General features: G+C 69.7%; 6 protein-coding genes. 3 read left to right on the forward strand and 3 right to left on the reverse strand.

The annotated features are described in order from the left end of the window. Positions 1 to 25: 25 nt before the first annotated feature. A complete protein-coding gene (locus ABEG18_RS19790; RefSeq protein ID WP_406854759.1) occupies positions 26 to 637 on the reverse strand; it encodes a peroxidase-related enzyme in 612 nt (203 codons plus the stop codon). A 110-nt stretch (positions 638 to 747) separates the two neighbouring features. On the opposite strand from ABEG18_RS19790, the gene ABEG18_RS19795 reads away from it, so the two are divergent. After that, positions 748 to 5598: an NAD-glutamate dehydrogenase gene (locus ABEG18_RS19795; protein WP_406854760.1), complete on the forward strand. Its 4851-nt coding sequence runs from the start codon at positions 748 to 750 to the stop codon at positions 5596 to 5598. A gap of 24 nt (positions 5599 to 5622) precedes the next feature. Here ABEG18_RS19795 and ABEG18_RS19800 read toward each other — a convergent pair whose 3' ends face one another. Both ABEG18_RS19800 and ABEG18_RS19805 read right to left on the reverse strand, forming a co-directional pair. Continuing rightward, complete coding sequence (locus ABEG18_RS19800) at positions 5623 to 6984, reverse strand: ABC1 kinase family protein (RefSeq protein ID WP_406854761.1); 1362 nt, start codon at positions 6982 to 6984, stop codon at positions 5623 to 5625. A gap of 96 nt (positions 6985 to 7080) precedes the next feature. Beyond that, positions 7081 to 8916, reverse strand: a complete 1836-nt coding sequence (locus tag ABEG18_RS19805; RefSeq protein WP_406854762.1) for a M3 family oligoendopeptidase — start codon at positions 8914 to 8916, stop codon at positions 7081 to 7083. Positions 8917 to 9078: 162 nt separating this feature from the next. Here ABEG18_RS19805 and ABEG18_RS19810 point away from each other — a divergent pair, with 162 nt between their 5' ends. Together ABEG18_RS19810 and ABEG18_RS19815 are read left to right on the forward strand one after the other, a co-directional pair. Next, positions 9079 to 10599: a sigma-54-dependent transcriptional regulator gene (locus ABEG18_RS19810; RefSeq protein WP_406854763.1), complete on the forward strand. Its 1521-nt coding sequence runs from the start codon at positions 9079 to 9081 to the stop codon at positions 10597 to 10599. 195 nt (positions 10600 to 10794) lie between these two features. After that, a complete protein-coding gene (locus ABEG18_RS19815) occupies positions 10795 to 12663 on the forward strand; it encodes a L,D-transpeptidase family protein (protein ID WP_406854764.1) in 1869 nt (622 codons plus the stop codon). The last annotated feature ends 263 nt before the right edge of the window (positions 12664 to 12926 follow it).

Here is a 12926-nt window from a genome sequence, read left to right on the forward strand (position 1 = left end):
CCTGGCGCGGGGGGCGGAGCCGGCCTCAGCGGGCGTGGGCGTGGTATTCGGGGTTGGGGCGCATGTCGACCGCCGAGGCCATGCGGTTCGACATGTTGAAGAAGGACGCGACCGCCGCGATGTCCCAGATGTCGCGTTCGCCAAAGCCGGCGTCCCGCAGCGCCTGCCGGTCGTCCTCGACGATCTCCGACGAAGCGCGCGTCATCTTCACCGCGAAGGCCAGCATGGCTCGGTGTCGCGGCGACAGGTCGGCCGCCCGCCAGTTCATCGCCATGAGTTCGCCGAGCGCTGGGTCGCCCGAGAGCTGCCGTACGGCGGCGCCGTGGGCGGTGAGGCAGTAGAAGCACCGGTTCTCCGCCGAGACCGCCACCGCGATCATCTCGCGCTCCAGCTTGGACAGGCCGGAGGGGGCCAGCATCAACTCGTTGTAAAACCCGGCGAACGCCTCCAGCTTGGCCATGTCGTGCGCATAGGCGGCCAGCACGTTGGGCACGAACCCGATCTTCTCCATGCATTTGTCGAAGGTGGCCGCCATGCCGGGCGAGAGATCGGCCTGGGGCAGGTCCAGCGCCGTGACCCTCTCGGCGAGGTCCTGGCGGCGTGGGGTTTCCCCCGCCTTCGGCTTGTCTTTCGCCATTTTCATCTCCCCGAAAGCCCAAATACGTCATGGTGTCGCGACACAACCGTGCCTAGCATGGCCCGACCAGCGGCGCCGCCGCAATGCGCCGGAATCAGGGGGAAACCGTCATGCTGAAGCGCGACCGCGACGCTCGCCAAGGCCTCGTATCCGCGATCGTCGACGCGCTTCCGCCGACTGGGCCGAGCGGGCCCGAGGGCGTGCCGCCGTCGTTCGTCGAAGCGCTCTATTCGCGCGTTTCTCCTGAGGACCTGGCGCTCTACTCGCCCGAGGATCTCGCTCGTTTTGCGGTGAGCGCCTTCGAACATCTGGGCGCGCCGCGCCAGTCGGGCCGCGAGGACATCCGCATCACCGATCGGCGGGCCGTGGTGGGCGGGCATGAGCGCGACCTCTCCATCCTGGAGGTCGTCAACGACAACATGCCGTTCCTGCTGGACTCCACGCTGGCGGAGCTGACGGATCGCGGCGTCGAGATCCGGTTCGTGGCCCACCCGATCGTGGCCGTGGAGCGGGGCGCGGACGGACGCCTCGTCCGCTTCGCCGGCGAGGCCCTCGCCGGGGGCCAGACCGGGACGCGGCGCGAGAGCCTGATCCAGGTCCATCTGGACAGGCTGGACGGCGAGGAGGCCAAGCAGCGCCTCTCGGAGGCGCTCGCCAAGGTCTATTCGGACGTCCGCGTCGCGGTGCGGGACTGGGCCCCCATGCGGGGCCGCATCGCCGAAGTCATCCACGCCTACAAGACCAATCCGCCGCCGCTCCCGAGCGACGAGATCGCCGAGGCGGTCTCCTTCCTGGACTGGCTGGCGGCCGACAACTTCACCCTGCTGGGCGTCCGCGAGTACCGCATGCCGGAGGGCGACGTCGCGGCTGATCCGGTGGAGGGCAGCGGGCTCGGCATCCTGTCCGACCCGGCCGTGAAGGTGCTGCGCCGCGGCCGCGAACTCGTGGCCATGACGCCGGAGATCCGGACCTTCCTGAAGGAGCCGGTGCCGCTGATCGTCACCAAGGCGAGCGTGAAGTCACGCGTCCACCGCCGCGTGCATCTCGACTATGTGGGGGTGAAGCTCTTCACCCAGGACGGGCTTCTGTCGGGCGAGCTGCGCATCGTCGGCCTGTTCACCTCCTCCGCCTACACCGAGACCACGGGCGCGATCCCCTATGTGCGCCATAAGGTGGCCCAGGTGATCCGCCGCGCCGGCTACGACCCCGCCAGCTATTCGGGCCGGGCCCTTCTGAACGTGCTGGAGAGTTATCCCCGCGACGAGCTGTTCCAGGTCGGCGTCGACCAGCTGCTGCGCTTCGCCACCGACATCCTGACCCTGTATGAGCGCCCGCGCGTGCGCGTGCTGGCCCGCCTCGACCGGTTCGATCGGTTCGTGTCAGTTCTCGTCTACATTCCGAAGGACCGCTACGACACGCAGGTTCGCGTGCGGGTGGGGCAGCTTCTGGCGCAGCTCTACAAGGGACGCCTGTCGGCCGCCTACCCGGCCTATCCGGAAGGCCCGCTGGCGCGCACGCACTACATCATCGGCCGCGACGAGGGGAAGACGCCCGTCGTGGACCGCGCCGACCTGGAGGACGCCGTCAACGCCGTCGTGCGGACCTGGGGCGACGCGCTGAGCGACGCCCTCGGAGACAGCCTGGAGGGCAGCCGCGCCCGCGCGCTGGCGGGACGCTTCGCCAACGCCTTCTCGGCCGCCTACCGCGAAGCCTTCGGCGCGGCCCAGGCGATGGCCGACATCGCCGTGATCGAGCGCCTCTCGGACGAGGCGCCCCGCGCCGTGCGGGTCGAGCGTCGCGACGCCGACGAGGCGACCCGGGTGAACCTCAAGGTGTTCACCTATGGCCGGCCGCTGCCGTTGTCGGAACGCGTGCCGCTGCTGGAGAACATGGGCTTCCGGGTCCTCAACGAGAGGACCTACCGGGTGCTGCCGGACGGCGCGCCCGAGACGGCGCGGGTCTGGCTGCACGACATGGCGCTGGAGCGCTTCCAGGGCGGCGAGATCGACGTGGAGGGCCTGCGGCCCAAGCTCGAAGCCGCCCTGATGGCGCTGTTCCGGGGCTTGGCCGAGTCGGACGGCTACAACGCCCTGGTGCTGGAGGCCGGGCTCGGCTGGCGCGACGTGGCCGCCCTGCGCACGCTGTCGCGCTACCTGCAGCAGGCGCGCGTCCCCTTCAGCCAGGACTACATGTGGACCACTCTGGCGCGGCACGCCGGGCTCGCCGCGATGCTGGTCGAACTCATCTACGCCCGCTTCGATCCCCGCCCCGAGGCCGACGCCGGCCGCGCCGGGCGCGAGGCCGAGATCAGGGGCCGCCTGGAAGCGGGGCTGTCGGCCATCGACAGCCTCGACGAGGACAGGATCCTGCGCCATTTCGTCAATCTGGTGGAGGCTTCGGTCCGCACCAGTTTCTTCCAGCTGGGCCCGGACGGGAAGGCGCGCATCCCGATCGCATTCAAGTTCGAGAGCCGCAAGGTGGAAGAGCTGCCGCTGCCGCGCCCGCTCTACGAAATCTACGTCCACTCGCCCCGCGTCGAGGGCGTTCATCTGCGCTTCGGCAAGGTGGCGCGCGGCGGCCTGCGCTGGTCGGACCGGCGGCAGGACTTCCGCACCGAGGTGCTGGGCCTCGTCAAGGCGCAGCAGGTCAAGAACGCCGTCATCGTGCCGGTCGGCGCCAAGGGCGGCTTCGTCGCCAAGCGGCTGCCGCCGCCCTCCGACCGGCAGGCCTGGATGGCGGAAGGCGTCGCCGCCTATCGCGAATTCGTCGGGACCTTGCTGGACCTCACCGACAACATAGTCGGCGACGCCATCGCGCCGCCGGCCGACACGGTCCGGCACGACCCGAACGACCCCTATCTGGTGGTGGCGGCCGACAAGGGCACGGCGACCTTCTCCGACATCGCCAACGCTCTCTCCATCGAGCACCATCACTGGCTCGGCGACGCCTTCGCGTCGGGCGGCTCTGTCGGCTACGACCACAAGAAGATGGGCATCACGGCCCGCGGCGCCTGGGAGGCCGTGAAACGGCACTTCCGAGAAATGGACGTCGACATCCAGACCACGCCCTTCACGGTCGTCGGCGTGGGCGACATGTCGGGCGACGTGTTCGGCAACGGCATGCTGCTGTCCCCGCAGATCCGGCTGCTGGCCGCCTTCGACCACCGCGACATCTTCATCGATCCCGATCCGGATCCGGCGCGCTCGCTGGCCGAGCGGCAGCGCCTCTTCGACCTGCCGCGCTCGTCCTGGCAGGACTATGACAAGGCCCTGATCTCCCCCGGCGGCGGCGTCTTCCCGCGCACCCTGAAGTCGATCCCGCTCTCGCCCGAGGCCCGCGCCGCCATCGGCCTGGACGTGGCCGAGGCCACTCCGGCGGACGTCATGAAGGCGATCCTGAAGGCGAAGGTCGACCTGCTCTGGTTCGGCGGCATCGGCACCTATGTGCGCTCGACCGGCGAGACGGACGACCAGGTCGGCGACCGGGCCAACGACGCCATCCGGATCGCCGGGACGGATGTCGCCGTCAAGGTCATCGGCGAGGGCGCCAATCTGGGCGTCACCCAGCTCGGCCGCATCGAGGCGGCCCGGCGCGGCGTCCGGCTCAACACGGACGCAATCGACAATTCGGCCGGCGTGAACACCTCCGACGTGGAGGTGAACATCAAGATCGCGCTCGCCGTCCCGGCGGGGGATGGCAGGCTCGACGCCGAAGCGCGCTCCGCGCTGCTGGCCGAGATGACCGACGACGTCGGTCGCCTCGTGCTGCGCAACAACTATCTGCAGACCCTGGCGATCTCGCTCTCGCAGGCCCGCGGTCGCGAGGATTTCGGCTTCGCCCGGCGCCTCATGCAGACCTTGGAGGCGGCCGGCCAGCTCGACCGGACGGTCGAGCTCCTGCCCGACGAGGCCGTCCTGGCCGAGCGGGACCGCCGCGGCGAGACGCTCACCCGGCCAGAGCTGGCCGTGCTGCTCGCCTACAGCAAGCTCGCCCTGCACGACGCGCTGCTGGACAGCCGCGTGCCGGACGATCCCTATCTGGCCACCGAGCTGGTGCGCTATTTCCCCCGCATGCTGGTCGACCGGTTCCCGGACGCGGTGGAGCATCATCGCCTGCGCCGCGAGATCATCGCGACCCAGCTCGCCAACGCCATCATCAACCGCGGCGGCTCGACCGTGGTGACGCGCCTCGTCGACCAGACCGGGGCCGACGCCCCCACGATCGCGGCCGCCTATGCGGCGACGCGCGACAGCTACGACCTCATCGCCCTGAACGGCGCCATCGACGCCCTCGACGGAAAGATCCCTGGGGAGCTGCAACTGCAGCTCTACCGCACCGTGCAGGATCTCCTGCTGTCGCGCATGGTCTGGTTCATCCGCCACGTGGATTGGACGTCCCAGACCCTCGACGCCGTGATCGGCCGGTTCCGCTCGGGCGTGGCGGCGATCGACGCGGCGCGCGATTCGGCGCTGGACCAGGCGGGCCACGAGGCCATCCGCCGGCGCGCGGACGCCCTCTCGGCCGCCGGGACGCCGTCCGACCTGGCCGAGCGGCTGGCCGCATTGCCGGCGCTGGAGGCCGCGCCCGACATCGTGGTGGTGGCGGAGAAGTCGGGGCGGCCGGTCGCCGAGGTGGCGGCCATCCATTTCGCCGTGGCGAGCCGGTTCCGGCTCGGCGCCCTGATGGCGGCCGCGCAGGACATCCCGGCCGGCGACTACTACGACCGGCTGGCGCTCGACCGGGCCCTGGCCACCATCGAGAGCGCGCACCGCTCGCTGACCAGCGAAGTCGCCGCGATCGGGCCGTCGGACGGCGTGTCCGCGGTCGACGAATGGGCGCGCCGCCGCGGTCCCTCGCTCGACAGGATCGTCCAGTCCGTCGAGACCATCGCCGGATCCGGGCTAACCTTGTCGAAGCTGACGGTGGCGGCGAGCCTGCTGGCCGATCTGGCGAGGCAGTGAGCCTCGCGCCGCGGCCCGCGCCCGTCAGGTCGGCTCGAGGCCGACCTTGGCGAGCGCCTCCGCCTGTCGGCGCTCGACGGCCGCCAGCGAGAAGTCGCGAATGGCTTCGTCGAACAGGGCGTGGAAATTCAGCTCCGCGCCCAGATGCAGGAACACGCCGCCGAGCCCGATCGCGGCGCGGTCCATGAACACGAACTCCTGCGGCACCCGCACGGGGCCCTTCTCCTTGAGGGCCTTGTGCACCGTGAAGGCTTCGCGCCGGCCATATTCGGCGGGGCTCACCTTGTCGGCGATGGTCCGCACGCGGTCGTCCAGCAGCGGGCCGTAGATGAATCGCGCCCAGATGTTCAGGATGTCGACGAGCTCGCGCGTCAGGCCCTTGAAGCCCCAGGTCTCATAGGCGTGGACGACCCGGGCTTCGTCGCCTTCCAGGAGCCCCCGGTAGAGGTCCACGACGCCTCCCACGAAGCGCGGCGGGAAGATGCGGATGCAGCCATAGTCGAGCAGGTTGATGCCCTGCGGCTCGCCGCCCTCCGAGAACACCGTGTAGTTGCCCAGATGGGGATCGCCATGGATCACCCCGAAGCGGCTGAAGGGCGTCCACCACGCCTTGAACATCGCGGTCGCGATGCGGTTGCGCTCGGGCAGCGAGTGCTGCTTAAAGCTCAGCATCTTCTCGCCGTCGAGCCAGTCGAGGGTGAGGAGCCGTCCGGTCGAAAGCTCCGGCCATGACGCGGGAACCCGGACCTGCGGCTCGTCGGCGAGCATGATCGCGTAGAGCGCCGCATTCTTCGCCTCGCGGCGATAGTCGAGCTCTTCCCTGACCCGGGCGCCGATCTCCTTGGAGATCTCGCGCGTGTCGATGGCCGGGTCCATGCGCCGATGCAGGGCGAAGAGGATTTCCAGCTGCTGCAGGTCGGCCTCCACGGCGGACTGCATGTCCGGATACTGGAGCTTGCAGGCGAGCCGCGAGCCGTCCTTGGCGGTGGCCTTGTGCACCTGCCCGAGCGAGGCCGCGTGGGAGGACCGCAGCTCGAAGGAGCCGAACCGGCTCTGCCAGTCGGGACCGAGCTCGGCCATCATGCGTCGCTTCACGAAGGCCGGCCCCATCGGGGGCGCTTCGCTCTGCAGCTTGGAGAGCTCCTCGGCGTATTCGGGCGGCAGCACGTCCGGGATGGTCGCCATCAGCTGGGCGACCTTCATGATCGGCCCCTTCAGCCCTCCCAGCGCCTGCCCCAGCAGGGCGGCGTTGGATTTCTCCGTCTCGCGCCCGAAGAGGCGCGCCCCGGCGATGCGCGCCGCCGCTCCGCCCACATTGGCCCCCACCCGCGCATAGCGCGACACGCGGGCGGACATCCGGTTCCGTTCGTCATCTCGTTCAGCCATGGGCGAGATATGGGGCGTTGGGCGCGCCATGTCGACAGCGTCGGCGCTGCGGCTCGCCCTCGCAGGGCCGGCAGGTTGTCGCGGCTCGCCCCCGGCCTACTCCATGCCCTCCAGCTCCACGATCATCTGCTCGATGAGGTTGAGCCCGATGCTCCAGAAAGCGGGGTCGCGAGCGTCCAGGCCGAAGGGGGCCAGGAGCTCAGTATGGTGCTTCGTCCCGCCCGCCGCCAGCATGGCGAGATAGCGGTCCGCGAAGCCGTCCGCCGCCTTCTCGTAGACGCCGTAGAGCGAGTTCACCAGGCAGTCGCCGAACGCATAGGCGTAGACGTAGAAGGGCGAATGGATGAAGTGCGGGATATAGGCCCAGAAGGTCTCGTATCCGGGTCCCAGGCGAATGGCCGGCCCCAGGCTCTCCGCCTGCACCTTCAGCCACATCTCGCCCAGTTGCTCGGCCGTCAGCTCGCCCCCCGCCCGGGTGGTGTGGACGTCGCGCTCGAAGCTGTAGAAGGCGATCTGGCGCACGACCGTGTTGATCATGTCCTCCACCTTGGAGGCCAGCATCGCCTTGCGGGCGGCCTGGTCCTGGGTCTTGGCGAGCAGCGCCCGGAACGTCAGCATCTCGCCGAACACCGAGGCGGTCTCCGCCAGCGTCAGCGGCGTGGGCGCCATGAGGGCCCCGTTCGGGCCCGCCAGGACCTGGTGCACGCCATGCCCGAGTTCATGCGCGAGCGTCATCACGTCGCGTGGCCGGCCCTGGTAGTTGAGCAGCACATAGGGGTGGGCCGACGGCACGGTCGGATGCGCGAAGGCGCCCGGCGCCTTGCCGGGCCGGACCGGCGCGTCGATCCAGCGGCCGTCGAAGAAGCGCCGCGCGATCTCCGACATCTCCGGAGAGAATCCCCGATAGGCGTCCAGCACCGTGTCGCGCGCCTCCGGCCACCCGATGGTGCGCTGCTCGACCTTGGGCAGGGGCGCGTTGCGGTCCCAGAAGTTCAGCGCCTCGACCCCGAACCACTTCGCCTTGAGCCTATAATAGCGGTGCGACAGCCTCGGATAGGCGGCCCGAACGGCCGACACCAGAGCGTCCACGACCTCGCGCTCCACCCGGTTCGACAGATGGCGGCTGTCGGCCACGTCCTCGAAGCCGCGCCAGCGGTCGGCGATCTCCTTGTCCTTGGCCAGCGTGTTGGTGATCAGCGTGAAGATCCGCAGATTCGACGTCAGCGTCGCCGCCAGCGCGTCGGCCGCCGCCTTGCGCACCTCGCCGTCGGCGTCCTGCAGCTTGTTCAGGGTCGGCTCGAGGGTCAGCTCCTCGCCCGCGACGGTGAATTTCAGCGCCGAGATGGTCTCGTCGAACAGCCTGTTCCAGGCCGCCCGACCGCTGACTGACTTCTCATGGAACAACTGCTCCAGCTTGTCGTCGAGCTGGTAGGGCTTCTCCTTGCGGATGTCCTCGAGCCACGGGCGGTAATGGCTGAGCGGCGCCTTGGCGGCGAGCGCGTCGAGACGCGAGTCGTCCAGGCGGTTCAGCTCCAGCTGGAAGAACAGCAGGTCCGACGAGGCCGCGGTCAGGCGCTCCTGGGCGTCGCCGTAGAACTTCGCCCGCTTCGGGTCCGTGGTGTCGCCGGCATAGATCAGCCCCGCATAGGAGATCACGCGGCCGAGCCGGTCCTCGATGCCCTCGTAGCGCTGAATCGCCTTGTGCAGCGCCGTCTCCGGCTCGGCGCCCGAGATCAGCGCGTCGAGCTTGCCGCGATACTGGTCGGCGAAGGCCTTGCAGTCGCTCTCCGCCCTACCGAGGTCGCCGGCGAACTCGGCGGAGTCCATTCCCGGATACAGGTCCGACAGGTCCCACTCGGGCAGCCCGCCGAGTGCGGCCCCGGAGGACCTCGACGCGGACGCGGAACGGGGCGGGATCGGAAGGACGGGCATGATTCACCGGATGACGTTGGCGGGAGCGCAGGCTGCCTACCACATATCGAGGCTGCCGCGCTTCGATCAATGGCCCGCAGGCGCTTCGCGCGCCGTTAAAGAGGCGTTTACCGACAAGCCCCATCGTTTGCGTCGAAACGGGACAGAGACGCAAGGCGCGGAATGACAACCACGGCACTGATCGTAGACGACGATCCCATTCAGCGTCGCCTCCTGGACAGCATGATCAACCGCCTCGGCTACTCGACCCGGATGGCCGAACGCGGCGAGCAGGCTCTGGAGATCCTGACCGGCCCCGAAGGCGACCAGATCGACATCGTCGTGCTCGACCTCGTGATGCCCGATCTGGACGGCATGGGCGTGCTGGCCCGGCTGCGGCAGGCCGGCAAGGCGGTCCCGGTCATCGTGCAGACCGCGCATGGATCGATCGAAACGGTGATCTCGGCCATGCGAGCCGGCGCATCCGACTTCGTGGTCAAGCCGGTCGGGGCCGAGCGGCTGGCGGTGTCGATCAAGAACGCGCTGCGCACCGGCGCGCTCGAGGACGAGATCCGACGGATCAACCGTCACGCCCAGGGCACGCTGACCTTCAAGGACCTCGTGACCCGCAGCCCCGAGATGGCCAGGGTGATCCGGCTGGGCGAGCGCGCCGCCAAGTCCAACATCCCGGTGCTGCTCGAAGGAGAGTCGGGCGTCGGCAAGGAACTGCTGGCGCGCGCCATCCAGGGCTCGTCCGAACGCCGCGGCAAGCCCTTCGTCACGGTGAACTGCGGAGCCATCCCGGACAATCTCGTCGAATCCATCCTGTTCGGCCACGAGAAGGGCTCGTTCACGGGCGCGACCGAGCGCCATGTCGGCAAGTTCGTCGAGGCCAATGGCGGCACCTTGTTCCTCGACGAGGTCGGCGACCTGCCGCTGGACGCGCAGGTGAAGCTGCTGCGCGCCATCCAGGAGGGGGAGGTCGACCCGGTGGGCGGCCGCAAGACCGTGAAGGTCGACGTCCGGCTGGTCTCCGCGACTAACGCCAACCTCATCGAGGCCGTGAAACAGGGCCGCTTCCGCGAGGACCTGTTCTACCGCCTCAACGTCTTCCCGATCACGATCCCGCCCCTGCGCGGCCGCCGCGAGGACGTACCGGACCTGGCCCGACGCTTCATGGCCCGCTTCGCCGCCGAGGAGGGCAAGCGCCTGCGCGGCATCACGGCTGAAGCCTCCGCGCTGCTTTCGAGCTATCCTTGGCCGGGCAATGTCAGGCAACTGGAGAACGCCGTGTTCCGGGCGGTCGTGCTCTGCGATGGCGACGAGCTGACGCTGGACGAGTTCCCGCAGATCGCCGCCCAAGTGGACGGCTTCGAAATCCGCGTCCCGCCGGCGGCGCCGCCCGTCTTCGCGCCGTCCGTGTACGGCATGACGCCGCCGCAGCCCCGGGCCGCGGAGGAGCCGCCGGCCCCCGTCATCGAACTTCGCGACCCGAGCCGCATGACCCTTCTGGACGAGAACGGGGACGTCCGGACCCTGGCGGCGCTGGAGGAGGAGGCCATTCGCTTCGCGCTCGGCCACTATCGGTCGCACATGACCGAAATGGCCAGGAAACTGGGGATCGGGCGCTCGACCCTGTACCGCAAGCTGAAGGAGCTCGGACTGGACGATTCCGGCGAGCAGGCGGACGAGGCGGCGGCCTGACCATCGCAGGGTGCGCCGGACACACTCGCCGGCAAATCACGGCGGAACCTCCGGACGGCCTTTCGGGACCGCCCGGCGCTTGTTATCGGATGTCCAGGACGACACAAACTTGACGTCGGATAGGCCGGCGGCGAATCGATGGAGTGCGTGATGCGGGCGCTGCCCTGGCGTGTGGCGATGATGGGAGCGTCCCTGTTGACGCTCGCTGTCGCGCTGGCCTCCCCCGGCCGGGCCGAGGATCCTGCGCCCCAGGGCGCGGACCTCTCAGCCGCCTCAACGGCGCAGGTCGACGTGGTGGTGCCGCTGCCGGAAGCCCCGACGGCCCTGATCGCCAGCGAGGCCGCGCCGTCCGCCGAAGCGAAGGTCGACATCCCGCCCCCGGACCTGCCGGCCGTGACGGTCGTGATCGAGCCCGACCCGGCGCCCGCCGGTCGCCCCGTCCAGGCGGCGGAGACCCCGAAGACCGAGCCTGCGAACGCCCCTGCGCGGACCGAGCAGGTCGCCGCGCCCGGCCTCGATCCGGCTGCGGTGCGGGACGCAGTGCGCGACGCCTTCAAGACCTTCGCGGACGGCAAGAGCTCCCGGCCGGTCGCCCGCCTGGCCAAGAAGGAGCGAGACGCCCTGTCGGCGTTCTACGCGGAGCGCCAGAACGAGCCGGCCTGGTACCCGGGCGGGCAAGCCACTCCCGCGGCGCGCGGCGCCCTGGCCCAGATCGCCAACGCCGAGTTGGACGCGCTGGATCCGGCGGCCTATCCGGCGGCGACGCTCGCGGCCGGGGCCGGTCCCGCCGACGTCGCGGAGGCCGAACTCACTTTGTCGGCGGCCGCCGTGGCCTATGCGCGGGACGCCCGCGGCGCCCGGATCGAGCCGAGCCGCCTGTCCAACCTGCTGACGCCCGATCTGGACCTGCCCGCCGCGCCCGACGTGCTGAACACGCTGCTCTCGGCTGCCGACGCCGGGCGGGCGCTCGCCGCCTACCAGCCGCCGCACGCCGGCTATCTCGCCCTCAAGGCCAAGCTGCACGAGATGCGCGAGGCTACGGGCGCGGTGCGGCCGGGCGAGGACGACCTGGATGGCCCGCCCCTGCGCTATGGCTCCATGGACCGGCGCGTGCCCCTGATCCGGGCCAGGCTCAATCTCGATCCGAAGCCCGACCAGGCCTATGACGACGACCTGATCGCCGCCATCAAGACCCTGCAGCGCAGCCACCGCGTGCGGGCGACCGGCATCTTCGACCAGCGCGCCGCCGAACTCCTGACCGGCCGTCCGCGCGTCACGGTCGGGTCGATCGCCATCGGCGACGTCATCGCCAACATGGAGCGCTGGCGCTGGCTGCCCCACGACCTCGGCGACCGCCGCATCGAGGTGAACCTGCCCGAATTCGCGCTGCGGCTCTACGAGAACGGGGTCGTCGTGCACCGCACCCGCGTCATCGTGGGCAAGACGACGTCGCCGACGCCGGTCTTCTCGCACATGATGGACCACGTGATCGTCAACCCGTCCTGGTACCTGCCGCCCTCGATCCTGAAGAACGAGTTCCTGCCCAAGCTCGCCGAAGATCCGAACTATGCGGCGCGGCTCGGCTACGAGGTGATCCGGCGCGGCAATTCGGTGAGCGTCCGCCAGCCGCCGGGCGAGCGCAACGCGCTCGGCTTCATCAAGTTCATGTTCCCCAACCAGCACGCCGTCTATCTCCACGACACGCCGTCCAGGAGCCTATTCGGCAACGAGAGGCGCGCCTTCAGCCATGGCTGCGTCCGGGTGGAGAACCCGTTCCGGCTCGCCGACTTCGTGCTGGGCGACCAGGGCTATGACGAAAAGCGCCTCAAGGGCCTGATCGGCAAAGGGGAGCGGACGATCAAGTTCCGCCAGCCGCTGCCGATCCACCTCACCTATTTCACGATTTCTGTGGACGAGAACGGCCGCCTGCAGCGCCGCGAGGACCTTTACGGCTATGACGGCCGCGTCAAGACCGCGCTCGGCGTTGGCCCTGACGGGCGTCGTTTCGCCCATCTGGCCAGTCCGCCCGCCTTGCGGCCCGTCTCCATCATGGCGCAGCCCTGAATCGCGGCCCTCGCGCCGCCCTGCGCGCGCGACGGGGCGCAGGGGGACCGTGATTCCTCCCGACTTTACCGATGACGCCTGCCGTGGTGATATCGCGCCGCGCCCGGCCTTGAGCTCGGCTGCCCGGAGGGGACGCCGGGAGCTCGGCGCAGCCCTGCGGGCGTCTCGCCTGCGGCGGCTTCCGGACGGGGGGCGCTAACGTGCCGTTAATCCTTTTGGGCAAGTTTCGATTCATCATAAATCGGGGCGCGCGAGGGTTCGAC

It is taken from the genome of Alsobacter sp. KACC 23698 (assembly GCF_045348435.1).
Lineage (GTDB): Bacteria > Pseudomonadota > Alphaproteobacteria > Rhizobiales > Beijerinckiaceae > Alsobacter.

Coding starts and splice junctions, on each gene's coding strand:
- ABEG18_RS19810 (WP_406854763.1), top strand. CDS start 9,079: ATGACAACCACGGCACTGATCGTAGACGACGATCCCATTCAGCGTCGC.
- ABEG18_RS19795 (WP_406854760.1), top strand. CDS start 748: ATGCTGAAGCGCGACCGCGACGCTCGCCAAGGCCTCGTATCCGCGATC.
- ABEG18_RS19790 (WP_406854759.1), bottom strand. CDS start 637: ATGGCGAAAGACAAGCCGAAGGCGGGGGAAACCCCACGCCGCCAGGAC.
- ABEG18_RS19800 (WP_406854761.1), bottom strand. CDS start 6,984: ATGGCTGAACGAGATGACGAACGGAACCGGATGTCCGCCCGCGTGTCG.
- ABEG18_RS19805 (WP_406854762.1), bottom strand. CDS start 8,916: ATGCCCGTCCTTCCGATCCCGCCCCGTTCCGCGTCCGCGTCGAGGTCC.